The organism is Shewanella sp. SG44-2, from assembly GCF_014164215.1.
Taxonomy (GTDB): Bacteria; Pseudomonadota; Gammaproteobacteria; order Enterobacterales; family Shewanellaceae; genus Shewanella; species Shewanella frigidimarina.
The window spans coordinates 47,646-74,020 of record NZ_JACJEU010000002.1; the positions used below are offsets into that span (position 1 = coordinate 47,646).

Sequence of the window (26,375 nt, forward strand, 5' to 3'; positions counted from 1 at the left end):
GACCATCGCGACTCTTGATTAGTGTTTGTTTGATAATCAGGTTTATTTTGGTGATAGATGAGTTTTATGTCTGTCTCTGTTTGTGATTATTGATTACTTTGTAAAAAGTACTTTGAGTTATATTTAGTACTACACTGGCAATATATCTTCAGTCGGGCTGGTTCATTATGACGTTAAAACGTTTTTCGCTTTTATTGTTGTCTTCACTATTACTTACAATAACCATGTTGTTGGTGAGCATTTACTATTTTTTCTACCTCCCTGGAATAAAAACTGAGGTGTTAGATCAGCAACAACAAGAATATAATTTACTGCATTCAGCATTATCTTTATCAAAAAATAGCTTAGCCACCTTATGTTACGATTACGCCGTCTGGGATGAGTTAGTGGAATATATTAGTAATCCGACTGATGATTTTGTTCAAAATAATATGCCTGATAATGCCTTTGAGGCTGCAAATATTGGTGCTGTTTTTGTTAGTGACATTAATAACCAGTTGATGTGGGATTATCAGGATGCCTCATTAAAATCATCCAGATCGTCACTCATTCATTTATTTCATCAGCAAAAGACACGATCTTTTGCTATTTTGCCCACAGCCGCTGAAATTGCATCACAAACAGTGTCTAGCCGCAGTGGTTATCTCGTTTTTGACGGGGCTCTCATTTACTTTAGTAATACCACCATTTTACCATCGACTGGCCACGGTGAAATTGCTGGCAGTTTAACGATGGTTCGCTTAGTGGATAAAGCGTTAATTAACGATATTAGTCAGTTTTCTTTGGTGAAGTTTTCAATTGAGGATGCACAAACATCAACAAACAACATGCAAGAGTTTTTTAGTTTAAATAAAATTGAAACTATTGCGCCATCACACAATTGGCTAATCCGTAATACGTTTGATGACCAAGTGGTACAGGTGACTTTACACCATAAAAAAGTGTCGTTGCCTCAGTTAGATTGGGTATCGGCAATATCGATATTGTTGTCAATTGTGTTGATTGTTTCTCTCTCGTTGATGGCATTATCAAGACTGCTTATCAAGCCGCTTATTCGTTTTAACAAAAGCATTAATGATTCATCAGATGATAATTTCATCAGCAAAATGGCTTCAAATCATTTTATTGATGAACTTGAAAATGTGTTTTACTCATTTAATCAATTACTGCTTAAGTTTAATGCTCAACAAAATTACTTAGAGACATTAACGGTTCAAGATTCGCTCACAGGCATAACTAACCGTAGGGGGCTTGAAGCATTTACAAAGCGAATTATTGCGCGCTGGCATCTAGAAAATGTTGGTTTTAGTGTGATGATGATTGATGTCGATAATTTTAAGTATTTTAATGATAAACAAGGTCATCTTAAAGGTGATTATGCATTAACTGCCGTTGCGACCTCTCTGTTAGAGGTTATGGCTCAATATGATGGGCTTGCTGCACGATATGGTGGTGAGGAGTTCTGCATAATTTTGGCCGATAATCATCATCAAAATATATTGAACGTTGCGGAAGATATTCGTGAGTCTATCGAAAAATTGCACATCTCTAATAATATTGATGACCGAGACTGGCTCACGGTTAGTATTGGTGTGGTGGTGGTTGACGATAAATTAGCCGACGTAGAAAAATATAACTTTAGCGATGTATTACAACATGCCGATGAGCAACTTTATTTGGCTAAACAAGCGGGGCGTAATACTGTCAGAGTGGCGAAGTTTGGCGACTAAATATGCCGAATACCGATGAGTTAACTCGATATTTGGCATTTTAGCGCAAACACTACAGCTGTTTAAACTGCTGCTTTAAATCAAAATCACTGTCAGTTACCAGTCTCTCTAATACTTGTACCCGTTCAATCAATGCTTGGTTTTGGGCTTGTAGATCGCTAACACAGCCCGTGTCAGTTTGCTGCTTATGCTTCATATAATACTTAAACATTTCAGATGCAGTGGTGCCAACCACAATAATGAAGACCAGCGCGATAATGGCGATATCGTTTTCCATAATGACTCCTTATTAATGCTCTTTTGTTAATAGATTTTTGACTTTCTTATCTGACTTACTCTTATTAAAAGCGCTAGCTAATCTCTCTTGCTAATTACCCCAGCCTTATCTCTACTCGATAAGGCTGGGGCTCGTCGTTATAAGCTAACCGTTATAAACCAAAGACGACTTTTTCACTTTTAAGCGACTTTTCTAAGCCTGCAGCCAACGCAATGGCAATGATCAGTGTGGTCACAGATGAAATAATTAATTGCATCATTGGTATTTCACGACCTTTAATAAAGTCCATTAATGCTTGCTGTTGGCCTGATACGGGTAACCACTGCAATACGTCTGGAGCGATGTTGTAACTTGCTGCCATTGACAGTGCCAGTGGGACAAATAACACCATGGTTAAGTATGATTGTGCCTCTTTAAAAGTTTTAGCCATAAACGATACATATAGTTGTAAGGTTGCGGCCATCAAGGCGACTGGAATACCCACTAAGAACATTAAGCCCATAAAGTCTTGGCTAATGTTGATGGTAAAACCAATTTCTTGCCACGGTACAAAGGGGTAAGCCACTTTTGATACCAGTAAAATCAAGATTAACCCGAGCAAAGCAAAACAGGTTACGGCAATAATTTTACCGATGACCAATTGGCGGGTGCTCATTGGGTGGCTTAACAATAGTGCTAGTGAGTTACGCTCACGCTCACCCGCACTGGTGTCGATCGCGAGGTTCATACCGGAAATAAATACCGAGTACATCATGGTGAAAATAGCGATGCCTAAAATCATCCCACCTTTAGAGTCTGGTGTGGCTTTGTCTTCGATATTGACCTTTAATGGCTGAGTTATCCGGGGATTAATACCGCGTGCAATTAAGCGAATGCTGCCCATTTCTGCACTATATGCTTGCAGTTGACGCTCTAGTCGACGAATTGATTTTTGCAGCTTCTCATCTGAATTGTCGGCTATTAATATCACTTCAGCTTGTTTAGCTTTGGCCATATTGGCGGCGTAATCGTCACTAATGGTTAAGATTATTTTATTCGCTTGTTCATCTTCACCGTGGTTAATGCCGTTATTACTTAAGTAGCGCACTAAATCTGGAGCGTTATTGGCATTGTTGATATTGATGTTTAAATCTTCTGGACTAGACAGCTGGCCAATTAACACCATAAACATGCCGCACATAATCAGCGGCGTACCAATGGCATAATATAAACCAGCCATAACAGATCGTTTATCTCGTGCGGCGTCGATGAGTTCTTTGCGCACCATTGCGAGTATCATTTTCATTATGCTGCAATCCCTTCGTCGGTACCGATAAGTTCGATAAATGCATCTTCTAGAGAGTCTTTACCTGTTTGCTGACACAGTTCATCAGGGCTACCGATGGCAACCACTTTGCCATTAGCCATCACGATAACGCGATCACACAAGGCGGCGACTTCTTGCATCACGTGGCTTGAAAACAGCACACAATGACCTTGGTCTTTGAGTTGCAATAAAATGTCGCGCAGTAAGCGGGTGCTCATCACATCAAGTCCGCGAGTAGGTTCGTCTAAAATGATGTTACTTGGCTTATGAACAATGGCTTGTGCTAATGCCGTTTTCATCCGCTGGCCTTGAGAAAAACCTTTGCAGCGACGATCACAAATGTCTTCCAGCTTTAATTGTGCAATCACATCAGCGGTGGCTTTTTTAGCTTGTTTGCGCGACATCCCGCTGAGTTCGGCAAAGAAACTAATGTATTCACGAGGGCTTAGGCGCTCATATAAGCCAAAAGGGTCGGGGAATAAGCCTAATTGCTTTTTGGCCCCAATCGGATCAACTGCAACATCAATGTTATCAACAGTGGCTGTGCCTGAGTCTGGCTTAAGTAACCCAAATAAAGTGCGTAAACAGGTGGTTTTACCTGCACCATTTGGGCCGAGTAAACCGGTAATTTGGCCATTCTCAGCGCTAAAGCTTAAATCATCTAAGGCCTGCACATCGCCAATTTTTTTGGTTAAGTTTGCAACAGTAATCATGACTATTCCTTATCCGCAGCGGTATTCGCTGGTGCTGTTGTTTCTATGTCAGTGGGCGTGTCGATAACCGGTAGTGCTTCTACGGTATTGGCATTAAGGTAAAAGCTACGACGAACATCTTTTTGTAAGCATTCACCGTTGATGTCTTTTACTGAACCTTGGTCAACTAACTGGGCGACGAGGTCATTGCCACAGCTTTGACCTGCCACGCCGTGAGTTGCATAAGGTGCAATGAAGTGCTTTGATTTTGTTAGTTTTTCTTGTGCCAGTGCGCCCCAGTTTGGTGGTGTTGCCGGGTCGAGTTCACCAGATAACAATAAGGTGGGGATATCACTGAGGATAGGTTCACTAAAGTTGTCGTCCACTTGTGGAATCGGCCAGGCTTGGCAGGTTTTTTCTAACCCCTCTAGCATATTGCCGCTGATGTACGACTCTTTTGCATCTTTACGCATTTGATCAGTAATGCGGTGAATGTCTTCGCCACACACAACGGATGCGTGCATGCCCATCGCAATACCTGTGCTATCAGCAGTTAATGTGTAAATACCTAATATCGGTTGGTAATTACCTTGTGCCGCTTGATGAATAGCATGCGGGATAAGTGCACGGATGTTTGCCATGTACATCGCCATTCTAATAGCGCCGCTAAACTTGCCGCGGGTGAGTAAAAACTCGCTGAGTTCATCTGTTTGTGGGTCACGTACTTGTTGGCTTATCGGAGCGGTGGCGAGCAGTTGGTCGACTTTATTATATTCGTCAGCCAAGTCTGGAAATTGTTGCTGGCAAGCAGGAGTACTTTTACAGTCGCGCCATAACACATTTAAACCACGTTCTATAGAGTCACCAATCGCCACGACACTTTGTTGCATCGGCACCACGCCATCCAGTGTCACTGTTAATAAGGCTTCTGGGTAATGGCGCATATAAAGCTGTGCCATACGTGTTCCGTAGGAAATACCGTATAAATGCAGTTTTTGGTAGCCCAAATATTCGCGTACTGCTTCGAAGTCAGTTAACGCGGTATTACTACCATATTGGCTTACATCGGCATCAATTTGACCTAGGCATTTTTCTGTCATGGCAATGATATCGAGATCGTCATCATTCATACTGAGTAATTCAGTGGTGTCATCGTCGCAAGATAAAATGTTCGATTTACCGGTACCACGTTGATCAATAAGTAAAATATCGCGCTGCTGGCGAACTTTGGTCAACATGCGATTAAAGAAAGCGGCATTTTCAATGGCTGACTGGCCTGGTCCGCCTGCGATTGCCAGTAATGCTTCATTTGGGTGAGTGTTTTTAATGGCTGGCAAAATAGCAAAATGAATGTCGATTTGTTTACCGTCAGGTAGCTGAGGGTTTTCCAGCACAGTTATTTTACCGCACTGTAATTGCTCGTCTAAACCGTCTAAGTAACAAGCACTGGTTTTAGCGGGTGCTGCCACATTGGTTTGCGATGTGTCGGCATGACTATTGTTGGCGAGTAAAATTGCAATAGCGACCGCGAGCCATCGGCTAGTACGTGTTGCCGATTGGCATAACCCAGAGCGGGTTGACCGCTTGGCTAAGACTGTGTTGATAAACTTCCTGTTGATCATCGGAACGTTTCCTTTTTGCATTTCATGACGATTATGATACCTTAGCACTTAGTGTATGAGTGTATCAATGAATTAATACAGTTGCTAAAGGCTAATGTTAGAATTAATAAATGTCAACCCCAGCAGTGGTGAACCCATCTATCGACAGTTGCACGATCAAATCGTGCGCTTAATTGTCGGTGGGCAATTGCACCCTGAAGATGTTCTGCCTTCGGTGCGCCAACTTGCCGAACATTTAGCGGTAAACCCGATGACGGTATCACGTGCCATGCAGCAACTAGTCGACCAAGGTTGGGTTGAGCGCCGTCGTGGTCAGCCGTCACGCGTGGCTGCCAGAACCGCGGCCAATAATGACTCTGGCAGCAGTTTGTTGGCACCACAATTAACTGCATTAGTTGAACAAGCACGGCAGCTAGGGGTCGATTATGACCAGTTACAAGTATTGTTGGAACAATTTTGGAATAAAGAATAGCCACAGTTGAGCTAATTTTTAAGGACATTATCTAGGAAGTCGAAAATGGAATCCGAACAACAGCCCGTTTTACGCTTTAATCATGTGAACAAAACCTTTGTTGCAAAGCACAAATCTGCAGCAGGTCATGCGGTGTTGGTCGATCTATCGATGACACTCTATCCAGGTATGGTGGTCGGGTTATTAGGCCAAAATGGTGCGGGTAAATCGACGTTAATGCGTTGTGCATTAGGCATTGTGGGCATCGAACAAGGCGACATTTCAACCCTTGGCGAATCGCCTACCGCTTTATCTATTCAAGCAAAAGAACGAATTGGTTACGTACCCCAACAGCCTTTTGGTTATGAAGGCTTTACCATAGATAAAGCGTTAGAATTGCACCGCAGCTTCTATCCAAACTGGGATATGACACTAGAGCAAGATTGGCTTAAACGTTTTGATTTAGATGTTACGCAAGCAGTACAGAAACTTTCAGTGGGTCAACGTCAGTCATTAGCATTGATAATGGCCATGGCGTATCGGCCAACCTTATTATTACTCGACGAACCCGTTGCCAGTCTAGACCCTATCGCCCGTCGTCAGTTTATGAGCGACTTGTTCGATCTCGCGCTCGATTCAGGTTCTGCAGTGTTATTTTCATCGCATATCACCTCAGATTTAGAACGTGTTGCCAGTCATGTTGCCTTAATTAAAAAAGGCCAACTGATACTGTTTAAAGAAATCGACGCCTTGCGTGAAGAGGTTAAATTACTCAACTTAGCCGAAAACGCTCAGTTACCGTCACATTATAAAATATTGAGCCAAACCGGACAAAGTGTGCTGGTGGATACTCAAGGTAACCCATCGAATATTGCGGGTGTGCAGAGTGAAAAATCACTCAACCTAGAACAGTTATTTATGGAGCTGCATCGATGAAGTCGTTGCAAAACAGTCAACTTTCAGCATGGCGTAAACCTTACCGTGGCATGCTGCGGTTATGGTTATATGACTTAGGCAGTGTCGGTTTTATTGGTGCCGCAGGATTAGGCCTAATGTTGGGTTTTTTGTGTTTTATCACGGGTAAAACTGAGGTTGTTAGCCTCGTTTTTTCCATGTCAACACTGTCTACGGGGGCGGCAATTTCTTGGCAGTTTAATCGCTTAGTAGCAACCGAGATGACCGGTCTAATACCAAATTATCAAAAGCACGTACTCATACAGGCGGCGTCCATCGCAGTGGGTATGTTATTGATACAGCTATTAGTCTGTATTGGTTTTGCTGCTTACGATGTCATCCCCAGACTACTGCTAGCCATTGTGGTCAGTTTGCTGTTTGTATGGGCCTGTTTATGGCGCAGTAACAGTTTTCATTTATCGTTTTTATTATTCATAACAGTGCCATTTTCAGATAAGTTCGCACTCACGATACCGACGTGGACGATGTTAATACTGGTTGCTGGGCTATTGTCTTGGGTGATCCATTTATGTCGTCAACTTAGCTGGAATAACGAGGCGCGCGTGGTGTACCTCAACGCCGTGCAAATGGGCTGGATGTGGCTGCCGAGCATAAAAGGATTCACCTGGATTACTCGTGTTGAGCGGTTGTTTCATCCGATGAACTTTTTTATCGGCCCGGTGTTAACTATGATGCTGCTTTGTTTACCGTTGATCACCCTTGGTTTAATACTGCTGTCGTGGCTATTTGATATTGATGTACCAGCATTATTTTTATTGGTGCAATTTACCGTGATCAGTTGTGCCATTGTTCATTGGAGCCGAATTCAGCGTTGGCGCGCGGCAGAAACGCTGTTTTTATTGCCTTGTTATAGCGGCTTGAGTGGATTGTGCGATGCATTTTACCGCAGCCAGTATCGTTTCATCGCTGTGCTAGTGGCTATGGTCAGCGTGCTAGGTTTTACCAATAGCTTGATTGACCCGCAATATGGCGGATTATTTGTACTGCATTTAGGTCTAAGCACTTTTTGGGGCTGTGCGATTATGCTGGGAATGGGTTCGGCAAGCCGTAATAGCCTGCAAGCCACAGCCGCAATGCTAATAGTGTTACTCCATTCGATATTGGTGTCGTTGAGCTTTGCTGCAGTGCGAGACGGTGACAGCTTATGGGTATGGTTGCTTATTGATGTGCCGCTAATTATTGTTGGTGTTGGCGCATTAATTTGGGGTAAAAAACGTTTGTGGCAACATGGCGTTTTGGCCCCGTAAATCATCGAGCATAACTGACAAACGTGACCGTAAGCTCAAAAATAGAGCAAAAGCTCTTATGGTTTTTGGCGACTTCAGGTAGAATGTAAAAAGCGGAACACTTGTAAGCTAAAAGGCCACTATCATATGTCATTAGATCAATACCACGTAGTTCGACTCCTGCAACAGCAAGGTCAGTCATTAGGCAATAGCATTGCCCTTGAAGGCTTTGATATGCCTGCACCTTGGCATACCGTAACGTGGGGCGCATTTGATACGGTTACAGACTCAGTCGCACAGTTGTTAATTGAGTTTGGCTTACAAGTGCAAGACAAAGTGGTGATTTTAGCGCAAAACTGTCCACAGTGGACCTGTGCAGATATTGGTGCCCTTAAGGCTCGTAATGTTGTGGTACCGGTGTATCCAACCAGCACCATAGAGCAAGCGGTATTCATTGTTAACGACTCTCAAGCTAAATTAATTTTTGCTGGTAACCAACAGCAATACGACATGGCTTGCACAGTGGCAGCCCAAGCTGAGTGCGTGCAACACATTGTAGTCTTTGATGCTAACGTTACCCTTAATGCCGATAATCATGTGTATTTTGATCAAGTATTAGCGGCGCAATTTAATCCGCTGATTACCAATGAGCTCAATACTAGACTAGCCAATAGCAATTTAGACGACTTATTTACGCTTATTTATACCTCTGGCACCACCGGCAATCCTAAAGGTGTAATGCTCGACTACCGTAATTTTGCCTCGATGATTAAACAGCATGACAGTGAGTTGCCATTTACTGCGGGTGATGTGTCGCTGGCCTTTTTACCGCTTAGCCATGTATTCGAGCGTGGTTGGAGCATGTATGTATTATGTCGCGGCGGCCACAATGTGTATTTAAGCGACACTAATCGAATTAAAGAAGCCCTTATTGCGGTTAAACCACATACCTTGTGTGCTGTGCCGCGATTTTTAGAAAAAATTTACAGCGCTGTGCACGATAAAGTCGGCCAAGCGCCTAAAGTGAGGCAAACATTATTTGCTTGGGCGATGCGAGTAGGTAAACGCCAATTTGAAGTTAGCCAAGGTCGTGCTTCAGGAAGTTTGTGGTTAAGTACACAGTGGAAGCTGGCTAACAAGCTAGTTTACAGCAAGTTACAGCAAGTGTTGGGTGGACGGTTAAAGTTCATGCCCGTGGGCGGTGCCGCACTCGATATTAATGTGGCCAGCTTTTTTCACAGTATAAGTGTACCTGTGTTGTGTGGTTATGGAATGACAGAAACCTGCGCCACGGTAACCTGTAATACTTTAGATAATCGTGTACCAGGTTCAAACGGTAAACCACTAGACGCTATGCAAATCAAGCTTGGCAAAGACGATGAAATCTTAGTGCGTGGCGACACTGTGATGCGCGGTTATTACAATCGCCCCCAAGATACCGCCGACGCCTTTGAAGACGGTTGGTTAAAAACCGGTGATGCTGGGCGTATCGATGAGCAAGGTAACTTGTATATTACCGATCGCATTAAAGAGTTAATGAAAACTTCAAACGGTAAATACATCGCACCACAGCGGGTTGAAGGTAAGGTGGCTTGTTGCCCGTTTATCGAACAAGTCGCCATTGTTGCCGATGCGCGCAATTATGTATCAGCCCTAATTGTGCCAGCATTTGAAGCATTAAATACTTGGGCTAAAGCGCAAGGCATACATGTTGAAAACCCAATTGAGTTGTTACGTCACTCACAAGTGGTGGCTCATTTCGAGCAGCGATTAATCGAGTTGCAACATGAGCTAGCTGGGTTTGAAAAAATCAAAAAATTCACCTTATTACATGAAGCATTTTCGATGGAATCTGGACTCATCACGCCGACATTAAAGCTGCGTCGTAAAATGATTTACAGCAAATATCACAGTGAAATTAATGCCATGTATGGCAAGTAATTAACCATCAATCTTTATACCAAAGGACGCATTAGCGTCCTTTTTAGTAATACTTAGTGATAATTGCCTGTATTTTCAGTAGCGGTACAATACTCTATTTTAAAATTAGGCAACATAGAGGGAACTATGGACATTATCACGGTAAATGGAAAGCCTGTTTTTAGATCTAGCACTCAGTCGTTTTATGACAATCATTTAGCTAGAAAATTGCTAGTGGTATTTTTGAAGATATGAGTGTTGAAAGATGAAAAATACGCAGAGTGAGTATGTTACCGTTGGGGTATTTCCGCCCTTGTTGTCATTTATAACCTTTTTAATTGCTTCTGTGCTGATGACTATATCATTAGGTGTAGGGGCATCTGTTGCATTGAGTTTTTATTTTGACCCTTCACCAGAAGCGATTTTAGGCGTGTTAGCCGTTTTATCTATCATTTTTTTCTTGGTGAATTACCAAGTTATTCTAGGTTCATTTTTTGCCGTCAAGGTTCTAAAGCTATTCCAATATGCTCTCTTAGTTTTACTGATCCCTATTGTGATAATAGAAGACTTTTCCGTGGAATTATTTATTGTTAAATTGGTTTCAGCAGTTTTAGCGATGAGCTCAATTTTTATTTTAGACAGTAAAAAATATCGAATTTTTGTTCAACATCGATTAAATAGTGTTGAAGACTATAAATCTGTTCTTGCGGAGATAGCTGCTGAAGAAGGCGCTAAATATTAAAACCGCTCTTCGTTGATTAAACTCACTTGTAGATCTGTTTTATTGGTCAAAAAGTGTAATCAGTCCTTGGACGTTATCCGCCTTAATTTACCTAGTTATTTCAGGTGAGTTAATAAAATTAATGGCTCGAAAAGGCAACATAAAAATTATCCATGAATTTCGTTTACATTTAATGGATGCCGTTGGAGCTTCAATGAGCGTTTCTGGTAGGCTATTCAATGGAACAATTGGAACAATGGCTATTGGTATATATGAAGAGCTAGCTGATTGATGAAAAGACAAACTAAAAAGAAAAGTGATGACGATATTGTCGGATTATTTCCACCTATGAAGTCCATAGCGGCTTTTTTGGCTGCGACACTATTCATGATAATCTCCATGTCGGTTTTAAATTTTCTCATTTTAGAGTTTTATTTTGGTATAGCTGGTATAGGAAGCAAGCTTCTGTTTTTATATTTTGCGGCATTAGTAATTATTTTCAGTGGCTTCAATTATGCAATTGTTAGAGGATCTTTCTTTGCTGTAAAAGCCTTAAAATGGTATTTCTGTATTTTATTTATTATATTTTTGCCGACAGTGTTTTTAATCGCAGAACAGGCAACATTTATTTATGCATATCTGTTAGCCGTCATTGTTTTGTTCATGTCACTTTACCTGTTACAGAGTAAATATTATCAAATTTTTGTTGAGTATCAATTTGATGCTTTAGAAGATATCAAAGAGGTTCGTGCTGAAATAGCGGCTGAAGTTGCTGCAGACAAAGCTAAACATGGAAATAAGTTCTAGTTGTTTGGCTTCAGAGCGACAATATTTTAAGCCGAGATTTGATGACATTTGTGCCTGTTTAGTTGATTTTGGCCATTATAGATGGGTACGATACCCAACCGATAAAATAATTTTATTTAATTTTTTAAGATGATTACCGTTTTCTCCCCTAACATACCCCCCCCCATAATTCCTTCGTAATACAGACTTTTTTAATGACCTCGAGTGAGATGTGTCGTTAGAATGGGTTAATGACATTTGTTCATAGAGCAAAACGTCAATGGACTCAAAAATAATAATAAAGGATTCTTTGTGACAGATACTCAATTTAGCATGCCCCTCAAACCGCGCTTTTGTGAAACTGATGCGTTAGGACACATTAATAACACGGTTATCCCAGTGTGGTTTGAAGCGGCTCGTGAGCCGATTTTTGAAATCGTAAATCCAGGGCAAGATTTAACCAAGTGGAACATGATCATTGCTGGTTTTACTATCGCCTTTACTGCACCAACGTATTATGGCGAAGACGTTATCGTTAAAACGCACATTAGTCGTTTAGGCAATAGCAGCTTTGATATATTACAAAGCTGTTGGCAGCACGGTAAAAAAACCGCTGAAGCGACCACCACTATGGTGCATTACAATTACCAAGCTGAAAAAAGCGAACCGCTTGCTGAGCTTGTTCGTCAGCAATTGGCTGCATTAACCGGTGCAGCTTAGGGCTAACACAAAAGAAGGTGTTAACGTAAAAACTTGGCTACGTAACTGCAACTGGCACTGATGTTAAGTTTTTCTGTTTTCGCCCAAGTCAGTCCAGTTCGGACTAGCTTTTCAGCAATACCTTGGCCGCGTAAAGCGGGTGGTACGAAGGTGCGACTAAAATCAATATTTTGACCATCTAAGTGATATTCAAGTACCGCCTCAACACCTTGAGTGATAACCACAAAACGATGTTGGCTAGCTTGGTGTTGCACGGTTACTGCGTTTTGATTGCTCATAGTGTGTTGTCCTATTACTTGTAATGCCGCTTGTTGATGTGGCTATTTATGTTATGGCTGATGCTGTTACTCATGTTCCAACAAGGCGCTGAGTAATTCTGGAGTGAGTTTGGCTTTTTTGCCGGTTTTAAAGTTAAACATCACCACTTTTGCCCAGCCGATAGTCGTCACCGCTTGCTGTGCTTTACTGAACACGGTGTAATGCATCACAAAGCGGTCTTCATTGATATCGCTGATCTTTACCCCTACAACAATTGAGTCCGGAAAGGTTACTGGGCGCTTAAAGCGGGCATTTGTTTCACTTAGCACTGGGCCGACACCCGTTGTTTTTAGATCGTCGAGTAGGTTAATTTGGTTAAAGAAATCGAGACGAGCGGTTTCAAAATACTTAAAATACACCGAATTATTAACATGTTGTAGTGCATCCATTTCACCCCATGCTACTTGAATGTCTGTGCTGATAGAATGTTGAGCTAAAAAGTCATTCATGGCGGTTCTCGTTATGAATTAATAAATTAAACGCTTGTTTAAATTTCAACTGTTAATTTAACAGTCCGGACGATGAACAACAAGGGACAGTGGCTATTACTTTAAGTATATCCAGTGAGCTCATAAGGATTTTTACCTTGCGAAAAGAGACTTTTTTAACAACATCGAATTTATGGATATCGTCTTGCTGGACGGTGTTTTGCAGTCGATTTACTGAATTACAAACCAAACTGAGTTTGCCGCAAAAATTGTATCTGGTGGCGATAGTCTTACTGTTTGCTACTGACTCGGTAGCGTGGGTGGCCATTATCAGCGTGATGGCGATGTCGATTGAGTTCTGGCATTTATTTGAACGTATGTGGCACAGCTTGGCTGGCAAAGCTGTGTTGTTATTGTTTTATGCGATAGTGGCCAATTTTGCCTTGGCTAGTTCAAGTTCAGTGGTTAACGATGTGGTTGGCGTTGCAGCCAGTAGCTTTAATTACACCCATAACTTCGCCATTTTGCTCTACATTCCGGCATGGAGTGTGGTGATGAGCTGTATTGTGCTGTTATTACTACAGCTTATTTTTCCGCTAATGTTTGGTGTGTCTTTTATACTCCGTCCCTTTGGTGTGACCAACTTTCGCTTGATTAATCATGTGCATTTTCATCGTACAACTTTTTGGGTGCGAGTTATTCTTGCTGCAGTGGTGTTGTATCACCTTGCCATGCTGATGGACCTTTATGGTCAGGTTGAAAAAGCGTTGGATGATCCACAAGTGGTGCAACTAGTTGAAGCAGAAACCGAAGAGGGAATACTTGCTGATGATGGCTTGTCGATCATTGTCAAAACAGACCCTGCTAAGAAAGAACCACCCAAGTCTGAACCCAAAACAGCGAAACAAGTTGAACGCGAGCAAGAACTGGACGCCATTGATGAAATCGCCAAGCAGCCTTACAGTCATTTACGTAGCCAGTATTTTACCAGTGTGCGAAAAGCAATTGCGTTGTTTGCGTTTCAGTTGGAGGCGAATGCCAAATCCCGTTGTCAAAAACTACCGTTGTCGCATGTGGTCGAGCTTAATGATTATGAGATCCTTGAGATAACACCCGATATCAATGCGGAATATGGTTATCATTTTGAAGTGAAAAAATGTATTTCACCTGCATTTCCCAGTTAACAGGCACTTTGCAGGCATAAAAAAACGACCTGGATGGTCGTTTTTTATACCTAATCAGTCAGTCTTAATCGAACACTAACTCACTAAAGCTGCTTATTTTTTTGCACTTAGCTTGGCGTTGGTCAGCAAAGCGGATCATTTGGCAAGTTGTCATGCCGGCGGCTTCAGCAGCTTTGAGCTCTTCTGCGACATCTGACACAAATAAAATCTGCTTTGGTTTCAAGCTAATGGTGTTGCAAATATTGCAGTAGGCTTGTTTGTCTAACTTATTGCCCGTGCGGGTATCAAAGTGACCATTGAACGAACCGGTTAAATCACCTGCTTCGGTGTGGCTAAATAACAGCTTTTGCGCTTCGACAGAGCCAGAAGAGAAGCTGTAAATACGAATGCCTTTTTCTTTAATGCGCTCAATGCTATCAATAAAGTCAGGGTAAATGTGGCCAGTAAACTCTACGCGGTTATAACCTTGTTTCCAGATTAATCCTTGTAGGGTTTTAAGTGGTGTTAGTTTACGGTCTTCATCGATCCATTGCTGTAAAATCTCAGTGACTCGTTCGAGTGTCGCGTCTGGTTCTAAGGCAATATCTTTAACATCGCTGATACAGTAATCAACCACAACGTTATGTTGGTTTTGCTCAAGAAATTCAGCCATCGCTTTTCTTGAGTAAGGAAATAACACATCCTGAATAAAGTTAAGATCGGTAGTGGTACCGGCGGTATCAACGATAATAGCTCTAATACTCATAAGATTTGTTACTCCAAAACAATAAATTAACGTAATGATGATCCTAAGCTTTATTGGCGATTAAGGCTAGTGCTATTCGTGATATTGCACCCTAGTTAGATGACTTTGAATGCAAGATGTGAGCTAAGTTTAGATATTGCTAAATTGCCTTGTGTGATGTGGTCTGGTAGCTTCGGGTTAACTTAACTGTCACGTTTCACCAGGAAGGTACCATGCTTACAATAGGGAAAAAACGTTATTTCAAATGGCCGAGCTTATGGGCTAAAAGCCTGTCTATATGCGCATTATTACTGAGCTTTTTTCATGCTAGTGTGGTGTTTGCTACTGAAATGTTGCCGCCAACGACCGAAACCTTGAGTGTGAAGTCTGCTTTATTTAGCGAGCAAGCCGACTTTTTGGTGACCTTACCAAACAGTTATACCAAGCAAACCGATAAGCGCTACGTGGTGTTATTTGACCTACATCCGCGCAGCCATTTGTATTTAACGGGTATGCACGACTGGATGAGCCATAACGGTGGTTGGCCGTGGTTAGAAACCATTATTGTTACTGCTCCCGATGGACATCAAGGCTTGGGGAAGCTAAAAAAGCGTGCGATAGAGCAGCAAGGCGATCAAGCGCTATTGGACTTTTTTGAGCACGATTTACTGCCTGCAATTGATAAACGCTATCGCACCAATGACTTTCGTATTTTTAACGGCTTTACTGGCAATGCAGGTTTAGTGCTATACAGCTTAATTAATCGCCCTAGCTTATTTAATGCCTATATTGCTGCCAGCCCAGTATTATCAACAGACTTTGCTTATGTGCTCAATAATGCGCCTAAAAAACTCAAAAACATGCAAGGCAAACCAAGATTTCTATTTGTTAGCACCAGTGATAGCGACTTTGAGCAAAGGCAGCTGGATTCGTTTGCTAGGCTTGAAGATATTATTCAAACCAATGCCAATGGTAAATTGAACTATCAAATAAAGCGTTTTGACGGCAGCTATTATATGACTCAGCCTATCTTGGCGACGGCATTAGGTATCGAGAAGATATTTAACGATGTTCACACTGTTCTAGCGGCGGATTCAGAAGTATCGCAACAAGGGACTAAAGCGATTCTAGCCTATTATAAGCGACTGTCTGATGAGGTTTATGGCTTTGATGTGCCAGCAATTGATTCGCTGTTAGCCTTAGGTAATAGCTTAGTTAAAGCAGCACCACAACAAGCGATTGGGGTTTATCAAGATACGCTGAAAGCCTATCCTAAAGCACATTCGGCTTACCATGAGTTAGCCAGTGTTTATGCTGCAACAGGTAAAATGACTCAGGCTATTGAAGCTGAACAACAAGCGTTAGCGAGTACCGACCATCCGTTTTATCAAAACAAATACACTAAGCAATTAGCAGCGTTTCAAAACCAAGCTAAATAAAACTGATCTAAGTTAAACCAAGCTGCAAAACGATAAATGACAATAAAGCCACAGCACGAGTATTCGCCCTGTGGCTTTATTGTGTAACCTGCTCAAACAATATTATTCTGAGCGGAAGCTTATTATTTCGAGCTGAGGTTGATTACGCAGCCGTTTCGCTGGCTAACCACTGATTAATTTTTTGCTCCATTAAATCTAATGGCAATGCGCCATTTTCTAATAAGCGGTCGTGGAATACTTTAATGTCAAACTTGTCACCTAAGACTTGTTTGGCTTTGGCACGTAGTTCGATAATTTTCAGCTCACCTAACTTATAGCCGAGTGCTTGGCCTGGCCAAACGGCATAGCGTTCAATTTCGCCGGTGGCTTCCGACAAATGAATCCCTTCAGTTGCCACCGCGTAGTCAATGGCTTGTTCACGGCTCCAGCCTTTGGCGTGCATGCCTGTATCAACCACCAGGCGAACTGCACGATGTAACTCTGACTGCAAACGGCCAATGTTGTCGATAGGGTCATTAGCATAAATGCCCATTTCGGCCGCTAAACGTTCGGCATATAAAGCCCAACCTTCGCCAGCCGCATTGGAGTAAAACACTGTGCTTAGCAGTGGTAATTCATCAGATAAGCCAATAATGGTTTGTAAATGATGACCAGGATTAGTCTCGTGGTAGGTCAAGGTTTGTAATGAATAAGATGGCAGTGATGCAGTGTCATACAAGCTGATCCAGAAGGTGCCTTTACGCGAACCATCTTGCGAAGGGGCATCGTAAAATGCGCCGCTAGTAGAAGCTGCACGGCTGTCTGGTACCGCTTCAATAGCCACATCTTGATTAGGCAAGCGACCAAACCAGTCTGGTAATTTTGCATCAACCAAGGCTAAGTCGGCATCAATATCGGCCATTAGCTGTTGCTTACCTTCAGGGGTATTAGGGTAAAGATATTGTGGGTCGTTGAGTAACACCTGCATGCGCTCACCGACGGTGCCATTAACATAACCGACTTCTTTGAGTAGCCCGTCCATCTCGGCAGTAATCCGGGCTACTTCAGCTAAACCGAGTTGATGAATTTCATCAGCAGTTTTGGTCGAATTGCCTAAATGCTGGATAAGCGTTTGATATAACTTCGCCCCTTGGGGTAAACGCCCAATGCCTGCTTCATGAGTTGCTTTTGGACTTACCGCTTCTAAAGCTGCAATCAATTGGCGGGTGGCGGCATAGTATTTAGTATCAACTAACTCAACTGCAGACTTTACCAATGTATCGCTATCGGCCACTTTGGCTGCGTTAAGTTTAGCGTTAAAGCTGGTTACTAAAGGATGGCTGTTTGCAGGCCCGCTGATTTGGGCCTGTAACCCACGCAGAGTGTTATCAATGACAAAGTCCGGTGGAATGACGCCTATGTCGGCATCATGGTTAAGCTTATCGATAAGCGTCCCCATCGCTGCAGGGTATATGCTTAAACGGTTTAAATAAGCGTTCGCTTCATCGGTATTGGTAACGGCAAACTTGTCTTCCATGTAACCGGGGAATTCAATTTGCAAACCCGATAAATGGTTTACGGCATAGGGTAAAAACCACACGCCATACTCGCCTAATACCGTGCCATAATTCACTGTTTGAGCAGGTAATAAAGCGCCTTTCACTTCAGACTTTATCGCGTTTAAGCTGATCGTTTCTGAAGGAGTTAAGCTTGTTGCATCAATATCGTTGAGTTGACTCAGTATTGCCTTAAGCCCTTTGCGACGATGGGTTTCACCCGATGGGCTGTAGTCGGTGAGTTTAGACATCACTTTGGCATTGATGCTTGCGTCGCTCACGCCATAATAAGTGGCAATTTCAGGTCTGAGTACAAAATAGTCTTTAGTGATCGACTCTACTTGCTGCTTAAGACTGAGCTTAATAGCAGACTTTCCCGCTGTTGCGGTGATAGAGTTGGAATTATTTTCAGGTGTTGCTGGATCTGAACATGCGCTGACGAGCAGACTGATGATTAAGACATTGAGAAGTTTTTTCATTGATTACTCATTAAGTTAATAGCGGTATTCAAGTACGAATATAAGCATATCCTAACAGTTATAGCGGTTAAGCTGTTGCAGTTTTTATATGCTTGTTATTGGAAAACATGAGAGTAAGTTTGACGATAAGGTGTAAATATGGTCTAACATTATTAGACATTGACATGAAAAGGAGAGAAGTATGTTAGGTGAAAGCCATGCGTTATTAGTTGATTTCCCTGAGTATCAAGACAAGATTTCATTGTTAACTGCCAATGATACTGAGTTTGCTGAAGATGCGAAGCTGTATCATAAATTAGATACTGAAATTCGTAAGCTGGAGTTACGCAATACTCCAACAAGTGATGACTTTATTGAGCAAGCAAAGCTTGACCGTTTGGTATTAAAAGATAAGTTGTATCAGTTGTTTACCCAAGCTTAATTCGTTTATTCCGCGTTTGTTTTGGCTATGTTAGCATTTAGGTTGTGATGACATGGTCAATTTCTTGCTGTTATCTCAGTAATTCTTATTTGTTTTTATTATCTTTGATTTATGGCCTGCGGCCACTAAGGTCGTGGCGCTTCGCCCACACCAGACCAAGAGGAAACCAACGGCTGTTCCCTCTTGGAACTCCCAGCCGCCACATCAAAATTATCTGAAAAGCGATAATTTCGCGACGTGGTTGAATCCAGCTTTTAACTTCGTTTTAGTGTTCTTCGGCCTTATTCGAAAATGCTAACGCTTTCGGTGGTACATCCTGTACCTCGAAAGCTAGCCAGACATCCATGTCTGGACTCACGCTATTTTCTTCAACGTCCTCAATGTTATTGAATCCTGATGGTTTTAGATCAGCGAATGAGGTCAAATTAGTAGTAAAGACAACAGGAATCAAATAATCACTATTTAAAACATGTAATTATAATAATAGATTAGCTACGGTTTTGTACAAAAAATAACTATCGTTTATAAGGGAAGTCCGATAGCATCTTATTTTAAGTAAGAATTACTGAATAATATGCTATCGGCATTGATCAAGTTCAACAAGTGATTTATGCCTTACAAACGGCACAAATCATCAATACTAAAATGTTAGCAGCCTTAGGTAAGTCGTAATCTAATAGGAGGAGTTATTGTTAATAAATATAAGTTGGAATCTTCAAAGTGCATTTGATGTAATTAATGAAGAATATCGTCCTGGTGGAGAATCAAGTGGACCTCAACGTAACAGATTAATTGAAGCTTGGGGGCAGTTAGTTGGTAGATCTCGTGCGATAGAGGAATTGGAATGCCTTATTGAGCAGCATGGCTCAATGAATAAAATGTCAAAATCTGTTCACATGGCCCCTAAAACGATAAAGCTTCTTCGAACTTATTTTGAATCCTTACCAAGTGAATTAGAACATATTAATTTCATGAAAAAGTATAATTTTACTGAGGGAGAGTTGTGTTCGCTAGAGGAAGATTTAAATCATGAGTTCAAAGAGGTTAAAGGAAATAACCCAGCTAAATCAATACAAAATTCAGCCGATGAATACATTCTGGCCTTTTTAAATAGTTCTGGTGGTAGCATTTTTTGGGGAATTTGTGATAACGGAGTAATAAAAAGTCTTAGATTAGATTTAACTCAAAAAGATCAAATTAGAAAGGTCGTTAATTCTAAAATAAATACTATTGAGCCTTCCATAGATCCAACTCAAATCGCAGTGAACTTTCATAAGGTTTCCAATGCTGAAAATGGATATGTCTTAGAAATTAATATTCCCAAATCAAATTCTGTAGGTCTGTTTTTTAATTCTTCTGGCAATACTTGGGTTAGGGTAAATGGATGTAAACAAAAATTACAAGGTGTAGCCCTACAAGAATACATTATTCAGCGAATACAAAAATGCAACTAACAAGATGTTTTAAACATAGCTAAAACAGTTTATTAGATTGTATTAAATATTATAACTAACGATTTTAGTCCGCTTCACGTGTTAGCTGTACGGGAGAGATTATGACAATACTCATATCATTTGTAAGCTCTATTATTGCTGCTTTTTTGGCACATTTTTTAGCAACTACGAGAAGTAAGAAAAGTGAGCTTTTGAAGTTTCAGATCCAATCATATTCTGATTTTTTATCCGCAGCATCAAGGCTTGCTGTCTCGAGGCGGCTTGGCAGCTCTACGAATGAAAACGTAGATTTAGTTGCATTGAATGATGCTAAAAGCCGAATTATTACTTGCGGAAACGTAGAGGTAGTTGAAGCTTTGATACACTTTTGGGATAAGGGCGGAACTCTAGAAAGAGAGCAAGAAATTTTGGCATATAAAAATCTTACACAGCTAATACGCTCAAGCTTAGGCCACAAAAAACACGATATGTTTAACCTGAAAATATCGGATACCCTGTTTAAACTCGAGCCGTCAAGCTTTTCATTTAGAGCTAATGAAGAAGCTAACAAGTCAATCGAAGATGGTGCCTGAGCTTGAGGTGTCAACAACTCTCATCTTCATATTTTTCTAATGACAATATGCATTAGCTTTAACGCGTTTTGCCCGATCAGTTGTGGGTCGGCTTAAAATAGTCATCTTCGACTTGGTTCCGCTTAGCTTCATATTTTAACAAGCTGTTAATCGGATTTTGGTTAGTGCATCAAAGGCTTTTAGTTAATTAGCTTAAACTTGCTCTTACATCTGCAATGGTGATGAACAGTTTGTTTTCTGCGTCTTGAAAAGCCTGAAATCCATAGCGTTCGTAGAAGTGTGTTGCGCCATCTTTTGCGTCAACAATGACGACGGGGAATGCTACGCTATCACTTGCCGCTAACAGTTTTCGTAGTGCATCAATAAGTAACCATTCGCCAAAGCCTTGGCCTTTATAGCGGTCATCGATTGCTAAGCGGGCTATAAGGCCGCCAGACGTAGATGATTGGTATTTTTTCTGTAGCTTATCCGGCAGAGCCTTTAGGTCAATTGGTGTCATTGTTAAGGTATAAAAGCCAATGATATGCGAGTTATCGTTATCATCTTCTAAAATGAAAGTTCTGCTGTTGTCTTTCTTTGCTTGCTGACTCGCCATGACTTTTAAGTAATTATTAAGAGCTTCAATACCACAGTTGAATCGGTTTCTATCGTGTTTAGCTTTATCTAAAAGTACCGTATTCATTATTGGGTTTTGCTTTCGTAACGTTCCGAAGCCGTTTTGAGTTTTGAGTTTGATGTTGCTGGACTGTCTAGTGCTTCCATAAGCAACATCGCATCTGTTTGACTTAATTTTAGTACTTGTTCACGCTCAATGATTTGTTTGGCTTTTTCGATTGCGGCACTTAGCACAAATGAATTAATACTCGACATACCAGCGATTGCTGCTGCCTTTGTCAGTAAATCTTGGGTGTCGACATCAACTCTAGCGGTGATGCGAGGTAAAGTAGTCGCCATAATATAATCTCCATATGTGCCAAAGTGTCACATGGCTATTATGGTGTTAAAACGTACAACAAGCAATGCCTGTGTCACTTTGGCACACAGGCTAAAACGTTATTAAAACCAATTCTACTTATCTTATTTACCAATAAACCATACTCAAGGCAGCTTACTCTTTTGCAAATACCTTGCGGCCGTTGACCCAAGTGGAGATGACTTTGTTTTGCCAGATCTGTTGTGGGTCGATTGTAAAATAGTCATCTTCGACTAGGATAAAGTCTGCTTTTTTACCAGGTTCTAATGAGCCTAACAGCTGTTCTTGATGGCCAGCGTAGGCGGCGTCGATGGTGAAGCTTTTGAGTGCTTCGATGCGTGATAGTTTTTCAGTAGCGAGCCAGCCGTCGAGTGGTTGGTTAACATGGTCTTGGCGGGTTACGGATGAGTGCAATCCAAAAAATGGGTTTGGCGATTCAATAGGGAAGTCTGAACCATTGGCTATGACGGCATTAGCGTTTAACAGTTTGCGCCACGCATAAGCACCGGCCAAGCGGGCTTTACCTAAACGGTTTTCTGCCATGTTTTTGTCGCTGGTGGCGTGGGTTGCTTGAATCGATGCGATAACCCCAAGTTGGGCAAAACGCGGTATGTCGGCTAAATCGAGAATTTGTGCATGTTCAATACGATGGCGTAATGCTTTTGAGTCTGTTGCTGTAATGGCGGTTTGGTATTTATCGAGTACCACTTGATTGGCGTTGTCGCCAATGGCGTGGGTATTAACCTGAAAGCCTGCTTTCATCGACTGTAAAATCAGTTTGCCGAGTTGCTCGTCTGAATACAGCATTAAGCCTTTATGGCCGGGTTGATCTGAATATTCTTTGATTAACGCTGCGCCGCGGCTGCCAAGCGCGCCATCTGCCGATATTTTTACACTGTCGACTTTAAACATGTCATTAGCAGTGGTGATATGGCCTTGCTTTAAGATGGTGGTAAAGCGAGGGTCTTCAACCGATAGCATGCCATTAACCCGCACGCTCATGGCATTGTTCGCTGCTAATTGTTGGTATGCCTTGATGTTGTCGATGTTGATGCCGGCATCGTGCACACTGGTTAGCCCATATGATGCTAGGCTATCCATCGCTAGAGTTAAGGTTGATTGTAATTGCTGCTGATTGAGATCGGGGATGATGTTAAACACTAAGTTCATCGCATTGTCGATTAATACACCGGTAGGGTTATCTTGCTCGTCTTTGACAATTTCACCGCCTTCTGGTGCCACTGTGGTTGACGAAATTCCCGCGAGTGCTAACGCTTTGCTATTAACCCAAATGGCATGACCGTCAACTCGGCCAAATGACACTGGATTAGCTTTAAAGGCTTTATCTAGGCTTTCTTTAGTCGGAAATTGTTTGCTGTTCCATAATTCTTGGTTCCAACCTCGGCCCATTAGCCATCCGTCAGTTGGGTTGTTTTTACTAAATGCTTGCGCGCGTTCAACGGCTTGTTGTTCGCTACTGGTGTTGGTTAAGTCTGCGGTTAATAAGCTCAAACCATAACCTAGCACATGACCGTGGGCGTCGATTAATCCAGGTAGTAAGGTTTTACCTTTGCCATCAATTGAGGTGATATCAGTTACACTCGGTAAGGCTTGGTTTAAGGTAAATAGTCGATCAATTTTGTCGTCAGTAAATTGGATAGCATTGAAGGTTTGCAGTTTTCCGTCAACGAGCGTGTAGCCATTAACGTGATGCATCAGTGTGGTTTGTGCCATGCAGTTTACGCTTAAACTAGCCAAACTTAATGCCACTGATAGCGCTAAATATTCCTTTCTCATCTGTTTTCCCTTTTTATGACGACGATTAATCAGCATCCATTAAATGTTAATTAATGGTTAATGGCAAGGGGCCGTGCAAGTCGTCTTGAGGGGGGGGAGATTGATGTGGCTATATAGAGGAAAGACTCATTACTGCGCAAATTTATCGCCCAGCTAATACTGGGCGATAATCGTTAAGGCTAGTTGAACTTAGCTAGGGTGCTAGCTAATTCGTTTACATCCAGTACGTTGTAGTCTGGTTGCGCTGCTAGCGGGAACAACACTTTACCTTGGCGACGAATAAAGGCGGTTTGTAAGCCTGCTTTATCTGCACCGGCAATATCCCAACCGTGTGCGGCAACCATTAACGCTTCATCTGCATTAACGCCTAAATCTTTAATGGCCCATTGGTACGTTTTTAAATGCGGCTTAAATACCCCAACAGATTCTATGCTTAAGTTGGCATCAAAATACTGGCTTAAATTAGCATTTTTAAGCTGTAAGGTTACGCCTTCTAATGATGAGTTGGTTAAGGTGACTAGTTTGTAGCCTTGGGCCTTCAATTTAGCTAAACCTTCTGCAACATCTGGGTGAGCGGGTAATGAACGAAGTGGCGTTAGAATGGCGGTTTTAGCTTGTTCTGGTGTGATGGCAATACCGTTGATTTCGGCGACCATTTGCAATGACGCAACGCCAATACTACCAAACGTTTGGTAATCACCTGTCGCTGAAACCACTAAAGAATGGTGCAGCATGGTTGAGAACCACAATGGCAATAAATCTTCACGGCCATTAAGCGCTTTACCCACAGAGGCGCGCATATTTTCAAGATCTAACAAGGTTTCATTCACATCAAAAATAATCACTTTAGGCTTAACCAATAGTGGCTGCACCGCAGTATCTGCTAGATCTTTAGCAAAAGCGCTACTGGTATTAAGCATAAAAAAAGCTGTCGCAAGCGATATTAAAACACGGATTTTCATAAAACCTCTGGCAATGTGATGTTGGTTAAAAGAACTTATCGAGTATTCATCTCACTGTTGTTGCCAGTGACACTGACATCAATAAGTTGAACGATTGTTCATTAATTTAGTCAACCTAAATGAAACTGACCTTAAAATCACGGTTTTATTGCCTAATAGTTTAATAAATCTGAAGTTGGGATTTGAGGTGACGTACATAGCAGCACCACTGGAGATAGACATTATCGCCAGTGGAACTGCTATCAGTTATGAGTTTGAACTGAAGTTGTGGGTTATTTGATTGAGAAAAGTTGAGCCCAATTATTTAACGGTTTAACGTTTAATTGGGTAGCGCAACTACCTGACCATTTTTGACAACGGTTTTACACAGGTTTACCCCGTAAGCATAAGCTAATTGTGCAGGAGTGGTGATATCCCATAAACAAAAATCAGCTTGTTTACCTACGGTAATACTGCCGACATTATTGTCGATACCAAGTGCTTTTGCGGCATTAATGGTCACACCTTGTAAGGCTTCTTCTGGGGTGAGTCTGAATAAGGTGCAAGCCATATTGAGCATTAATAAGGTGGAGCAAATAGGCGATGACCCCGGATTAAAATCGCTGGCAATAACCATTGGCACCTTGTATTGGCGCAGTAAGTCGATTGGTGGTAATTGGGTTTCACGTAAAAAGTAAAATGCGCCGGGTAACAAGGTTGCACAGGTACCGCTTTCGCTTATGGCTTTAATACCTGCTTCATCTAGAAACTCAATATGATCGACCGATTTAGCCCCAAGCTTGGCTGCTAAGGCGCTGCCGCCCATATTGGTTAATTGCTCAGCATGCAGTTTAATCTGCAGACCGGCCTGTTTAGCCGCAGTTAATACTCGCTCAGTTTGTTCAAGATTAAAGGCGATATTTTCACAAAATACATCAACGGCATCAGCAAGGTTTTCGGCGATTACCGCAGGGAGCATGTCATTAACGACGAGGTCGATATAGGCATCTGCATTGTCTTTATATTCTGGAGGAATAGCATGGGCGCCCAAGAAGGTGGTGCTTACATCAATATGATGATGCTCACCTAGCTCACGCGCAACGCGCAATAATTTAAGTTCTGTTTCAGTGTTTAAACCGTAACCGGATTTAATTTCAACCGTGGTGACGCCTTCTCTGGCTAGGGCATTTAAGCGTTGTCGGCCTAGTTCAAATAGTTCAGCTTCATCGGCATCGCGACAAGCATTAACCGTTGAGATAATACCGCCACCTGCGCGAGCTATTTCGGCGTAAGTCGCGCCTTGTAAACGTTGTTCAAATTCGTTAGCGCGATTACCAGCAAAGACTAAGTGGGTGTGTGCATCGATAAGCCCTGGTGTTATCCAGCCGCCTTTGCCTCTGTAAACTGGGGTTGCCAGTACATCAAATTCAGGTAGTTCACTGCGCGGGCCAACCCAAGCAATTTTGCCATCTTTTACTGCAATAGCTGCTTGAGGTATTACGCCGTAAGCACCTTGGATATTGGTATCCATGGTGGCCACGTTTACATCAATCCACACTTGATCCCACGACATAAAAACCCCTAAAAATGCATTAATTATTGATTGCTAAACAATACTTGTTTTAACTTGTATATACAAGGTAGGATGAATGATGTGTTTTTAAACAGCAATGACATTATTGTC

26 protein-coding genes are annotated in these 26,375 nt (G+C 41.9%); 13 read left to right on the forward strand and 13 right to left on the reverse strand.

Translation table 11 applies throughout. The features are described from left to right. The first annotated feature begins 167 nt into the window (after positions 1 to 167). On the forward strand, positions 168 to 1,730 hold the full coding sequence (locus H5181_RS01720) for a diguanylate cyclase (RefSeq protein WP_182750044.1): 1,563 nt from the start codon (positions 168 to 170) through the stop codon (positions 1,728 to 1,730). Positions 1,731 to 1,782: 52 nt separating this feature from the next. On the opposite strand, the gene H5181_RS01725 is transcribed toward H5181_RS01720, so the two are convergent. The 4 genes from H5181_RS01725 to H5181_RS01740 form a co-directional block, all read right to left on the reverse strand. Further along, positions 1,783 to 2,007, reverse strand: a complete 225-nt coding sequence (locus H5181_RS01725; RefSeq protein ID WP_011639387.1) for a hypothetical protein — start codon at positions 2,005 to 2,007, stop codon at positions 1,783 to 1,785. Between the two features lie 151 nt (positions 2,008 to 2,158). After that, positions 2,159 to 3,292 carry an ABC transporter permease gene (locus tag H5181_RS01730; RefSeq protein WP_182750045.1) on the reverse strand — a complete coding sequence of 378 codons (1,134 nt, stop codon included), beginning with the start codon at positions 3,290 to 3,292 and terminating at the stop codon, positions 2,159 to 2,161. After that, positions 3,292 to 4,026, reverse strand: a complete 735-nt coding sequence (locus tag H5181_RS01735; protein ID WP_011639385.1) for an ATP-binding cassette domain-containing protein — start codon at positions 4,024 to 4,026, stop codon at positions 3,292 to 3,294. Before H5181_RS01735 ends, H5181_RS01730 begins: the two co-directional genes overlap by 1 nt. Before the next feature lie 2 nt (positions 4,027 to 4,028). Then, a complete protein-coding gene (locus H5181_RS01740) occupies positions 4,029 to 5,627 on the reverse strand; it encodes an alpha/beta hydrolase (protein WP_182750046.1) in 1,599 nt (532 codons plus the stop codon). 94 nt (positions 5,628 to 5,721) lie between these two features. Here H5181_RS01740 and H5181_RS01745 point away from each other — a divergent pair, with 94 nt between their 5' ends. The 7 genes from H5181_RS01745 (at position 5,722) to H5181_RS01775 (ending at position 12,426) form a co-directional block, all read left to right on the forward strand. Then, positions 5,722 to 6,099, forward strand: a complete 378-nt coding sequence (locus H5181_RS01745) for a GntR family transcriptional regulator (RefSeq protein ID WP_011639383.1) — start codon at positions 5,722 to 5,724, stop codon at positions 6,097 to 6,099. 45 nt (positions 6,100 to 6,144) lie between these two features. Then, a complete protein-coding gene (locus H5181_RS01750) occupies positions 6,145 to 7,014 on the forward strand; it encodes an ABC transporter ATP-binding protein (RefSeq protein ID WP_182750047.1) in 870 nt (289 codons plus the stop codon). Next, a complete protein-coding gene (locus H5181_RS01755; RefSeq protein WP_182750048.1) occupies positions 7,011 to 8,300 on the forward strand; it encodes an ABC transporter permease in 1,290 nt (429 codons plus the stop codon). The genes H5181_RS01750 and H5181_RS01755 overlap by 4 nt, the downstream gene beginning before the upstream one ends. A 126-nt stretch (positions 8,301 to 8,426) precedes the next feature. Further along, positions 8,427 to 10,220, forward strand: a complete 1,794-nt coding sequence (locus H5181_RS01760) for a long-chain fatty acid--CoA ligase (RefSeq protein ID WP_182750049.1) — start codon at positions 8,427 to 8,429, stop codon at positions 10,218 to 10,220. A 244-nt stretch (positions 10,221 to 10,464) separates the two neighbouring features. Next, on the forward strand, positions 10,465 to 10,941 hold the full coding sequence (locus H5181_RS01765; RefSeq protein ID WP_123882379.1) for a hypothetical protein: 477 nt from the start codon (positions 10,465 to 10,467) through the stop codon (positions 10,939 to 10,941). A 270-nt stretch (positions 10,942 to 11,211) separates the two neighbouring features. After that, positions 11,212 to 11,727, forward strand: a complete 516-nt coding sequence (locus H5181_RS01770; protein ID WP_182750050.1) for a hypothetical protein — start codon at positions 11,212 to 11,214, stop codon at positions 11,725 to 11,727. Positions 11,728 to 12,039: 312 nt separating this feature from the next. After that, entirely contained in the window at positions 12,040 to 12,426 is a 387-nt protein-coding gene (locus tag H5181_RS01775; RefSeq protein WP_220491635.1) for an acyl-CoA thioesterase, read from the forward strand. A 20-nt stretch (positions 12,427 to 12,446) separates the two neighbouring features. Here the strand turns inward: H5181_RS01775 and H5181_RS01780 are convergent, their stop codons facing one another. Both H5181_RS01780 and H5181_RS01785 read right to left on the reverse strand, forming a co-directional pair. Then, on the reverse strand, positions 12,447 to 12,704 hold the full coding sequence (locus H5181_RS01780) for a GNAT family N-acetyltransferase (protein ID WP_182750052.1): 258 nt from the start codon (positions 12,702 to 12,704) through the stop codon (positions 12,447 to 12,449). 66 nt (positions 12,705 to 12,770) lie between these two features. Next, positions 12,771 to 13,193, reverse strand: a complete 423-nt coding sequence (locus H5181_RS01785; protein ID WP_011639375.1) for a thioesterase family protein — start codon at positions 13,191 to 13,193, stop codon at positions 12,771 to 12,773. Positions 13,194 to 13,330: 137 nt separating this feature from the next. Here H5181_RS01785 and H5181_RS01790 point away from each other — a divergent pair, with 137 nt between their 5' ends. Further along, on the forward strand, positions 13,331 to 14,356 hold the full coding sequence (locus H5181_RS01790; RefSeq protein WP_182750053.1) for a hypothetical protein: 1,026 nt from the start codon (positions 13,331 to 13,333) through the stop codon (positions 14,354 to 14,356). 64 nt (positions 14,357 to 14,420) lie between these two features. Here H5181_RS01790 and mtnC read toward each other — a convergent pair whose 3' ends face one another. Next, positions 14,421 to 15,101, reverse strand: a complete 681-nt coding sequence (gene mtnC / locus H5181_RS01795) for an acireductone synthase (protein WP_011639373.1) — start codon at positions 15,099 to 15,101, stop codon at positions 14,421 to 14,423. 212 nt (positions 15,102 to 15,313) lie between these two features. Between mtnC and H5181_RS01800 the strand changes: the two genes are divergently transcribed. Further along, positions 15,314 to 16,519, forward strand: a complete 1,206-nt coding sequence (locus H5181_RS01800) for an alpha/beta hydrolase-fold protein (RefSeq protein ID WP_182750054.1) — start codon at positions 15,314 to 15,316, stop codon at positions 16,517 to 16,519. Positions 16,520 to 16,661: 142 nt separating this feature from the next. Here the strand turns inward: H5181_RS01800 and H5181_RS01805 are convergent, their stop codons facing one another. Then, entirely contained in the window at positions 16,662 to 18,533 is a 1,872-nt protein-coding gene (locus tag H5181_RS01805; protein ID WP_182750055.1) for a DUF885 family protein, read from the reverse strand. A gap of 181 nt (positions 18,534 to 18,714) precedes the next feature. Here H5181_RS01805 and H5181_RS01810 point away from each other — a divergent pair, with 181 nt between their 5' ends. The 3 genes from H5181_RS01810 to H5181_RS01820 all read left to right on the forward strand — a co-directional run bounded on the left by H5181_RS01810 (position 18,715) and on the right by H5181_RS01820 (position 20,980). Next, positions 18,715 to 18,954, forward strand: coding sequence for a YdcH family protein (locus H5181_RS01810; RefSeq protein WP_101088629.1), 240 nt, complete (start codon positions 18,715 to 18,717; stop codon positions 18,952 to 18,954). Between the two features lie 689 nt (positions 18,955 to 19,643). Continuing rightward, entirely contained in the window at positions 19,644 to 20,408 is a 765-nt protein-coding gene (locus H5181_RS01815; protein WP_182750056.1) for an ATP-binding protein, read from the forward strand. A gap of 101 nt (positions 20,409 to 20,509) precedes the next feature. After that, positions 20,510 to 20,980 carry a hypothetical protein gene (locus tag H5181_RS01820; protein ID WP_182750057.1) on the forward strand — a complete coding sequence of 157 codons (471 nt, stop codon included), beginning with the start codon at positions 20,510 to 20,512 and terminating at the stop codon, positions 20,978 to 20,980. Positions 20,981 to 21,167: 187 nt separating this feature from the next. On the opposite strand, the gene H5181_RS01825 is transcribed toward H5181_RS01820, so the two are convergent. From H5181_RS01825 to hutI, 5 genes are all read right to left on the reverse strand, one after another. Continuing rightward, positions 21,168 to 21,665, reverse strand: a complete 498-nt coding sequence (locus tag H5181_RS01825; protein ID WP_182750161.1) for a GNAT family N-acetyltransferase — start codon at positions 21,663 to 21,665, stop codon at positions 21,168 to 21,170. After that, positions 21,662 to 21,934 (reverse strand): DUF1778 domain-containing protein, encoded by a 273-nt coding sequence (locus H5181_RS01830; protein WP_182750058.1) that lies wholly within the window; start codon positions 21,932 to 21,934, stop codon positions 21,662 to 21,664. Before H5181_RS01830 ends, H5181_RS01825 begins: the two co-directional genes overlap by 4 nt. A gap of 154 nt (positions 21,935 to 22,088) precedes the next feature. Beyond that, positions 22,089 to 23,750, reverse strand: coding sequence for an amidohydrolase (locus H5181_RS01835; protein ID WP_182750059.1), 1,662 nt, complete (start codon positions 23,748 to 23,750; stop codon positions 22,089 to 22,091). 179 nt (positions 23,751 to 23,929) lie between these two features. After that, on the reverse strand, positions 23,930 to 24,706 hold the full coding sequence (locus H5181_RS01840) for a haloacid dehalogenase type II (RefSeq protein WP_404948480.1): 777 nt from the start codon (positions 24,704 to 24,706) through the stop codon (positions 23,930 to 23,932). 325 nt (positions 24,707 to 25,031) lie between these two features. Further along, positions 25,032 to 26,264: an imidazolonepropionase gene (gene hutI, locus H5181_RS01845; RefSeq protein ID WP_011639364.1), complete on the reverse strand. Its 1,233-nt coding sequence runs from the start codon at positions 26,262 to 26,264 to the stop codon at positions 25,032 to 25,034. Positions 26,265 to 26,375 lie beyond the last annotated feature (111 nt).

What these genes read in the sequence shown, in the direction of transcription:
- H5181_RS01720 (WP_182750044.1), top strand. Translation starts at nt 168, where the DNA reads ATGACGTTAAAACGTTTTTCGCTTTTATTGTTGTCTTCACTATTACTT.
- H5181_RS01725 (WP_011639387.1), bottom strand. Translation starts at nt 2,007, where the DNA reads ATGGAAAACGATATCGCCATTATCGCGCTGGTCTTCATTATTGTGGTT.
- H5181_RS01730 (WP_182750045.1), bottom strand. Translation starts at nt 3,292, where the DNA reads ATGAAAATGATACTCGCAATGGTGCGCAAAGAACTCATCGACGCCGCA.
- H5181_RS01735 (WP_011639385.1), bottom strand. Translation starts at nt 4,026, where the DNA reads ATGATTACTGTTGCAAACTTAACCAAAAAAATTGGCGATGTGCAGGCC.
- H5181_RS01740 (WP_182750046.1), bottom strand. Translation starts at nt 5,627, where the DNA reads ATGATCAACAGGAAGTTTATCAACACAGTCTTAGCCAAGCGGTCAACC.
- H5181_RS01745 (WP_011639383.1), top strand. Translation starts at nt 5,722, where the DNA reads ATGTTAGAATTAATAAATGTCAACCCCAGCAGTGGTGAACCCATCTAT.
- H5181_RS01750 (WP_182750047.1), top strand. Translation starts at nt 6,145, where the DNA reads ATGGAATCCGAACAACAGCCCGTTTTACGCTTTAATCATGTGAACAAA.
- H5181_RS01755 (WP_182750048.1), top strand. Translation starts at nt 7,011, where the DNA reads ATGAAGTCGTTGCAAAACAGTCAACTTTCAGCATGGCGTAAACCTTAC.
- H5181_RS01760 (WP_182750049.1), top strand. Translation starts at nt 8,427, where the DNA reads ATGTCATTAGATCAATACCACGTAGTTCGACTCCTGCAACAGCAAGGT.
- H5181_RS01765 (WP_123882379.1), top strand. Translation starts at nt 10,465, where the DNA reads ATGAAAAATACGCAGAGTGAGTATGTTACCGTTGGGGTATTTCCGCCC.
- H5181_RS01770 (WP_182750050.1), top strand. Translation starts at nt 11,212, where the DNA reads ATGAAAAGACAAACTAAAAAGAAAAGTGATGACGATATTGTCGGATTA.
- H5181_RS01775 (WP_220491635.1), top strand. Translation starts at nt 12,040, where the DNA reads ATGCCCCTCAAACCGCGCTTTTGTGAAACTGATGCGTTAGGACACATT.
- H5181_RS01780 (WP_182750052.1), bottom strand. Translation starts at nt 12,704, where the DNA reads ATGAGCAATCAAAACGCAGTAACCGTGCAACACCAAGCTAGCCAACAT.
- H5181_RS01785 (WP_011639375.1), bottom strand. Translation starts at nt 13,193, where the DNA reads ATGAATGACTTTTTAGCTCAACATTCTATCAGCACAGACATTCAAGTA.
- mtnC (WP_011639373.1), bottom strand. Translation starts at nt 15,101, where the DNA reads ATGAGTATTAGAGCTATTATCGTTGATACCGCCGGTACCACTACCGAT.
- H5181_RS01800 (WP_182750054.1), top strand. Translation starts at nt 15,314, where the DNA reads ATGCTTACAATAGGGAAAAAACGTTATTTCAAATGGCCGAGCTTATGG.
- H5181_RS01805 (WP_182750055.1), bottom strand. Translation starts at nt 18,533, where the DNA reads ATGAAAAAACTTCTCAATGTCTTAATCATCAGTCTGCTCGTCAGCGCA.
- H5181_RS01810 (WP_101088629.1), top strand. Translation starts at nt 18,715, where the DNA reads ATGTTAGGTGAAAGCCATGCGTTATTAGTTGATTTCCCTGAGTATCAA.
- H5181_RS01820 (WP_182750057.1), top strand. Translation starts at nt 20,510, where the DNA reads ATGACAATACTCATATCATTTGTAAGCTCTATTATTGCTGCTTTTTTG.
- H5181_RS01830 (WP_182750058.1), bottom strand. Translation starts at nt 21,934, where the DNA reads ATGGCGACTACTTTACCTCGCATCACCGCTAGAGTTGATGTCGACACC.
- H5181_RS01835 (WP_182750059.1), bottom strand. Translation starts at nt 23,750, where the DNA reads ATGAGAAAGGAATATTTAGCGCTATCAGTGGCATTAAGTTTGGCTAGT.
- hutI (WP_011639364.1), bottom strand. Translation starts at nt 26,264, where the DNA reads ATGTCGTGGGATCAAGTGTGGATTGATGTAAACGTGGCCACCATGGAT.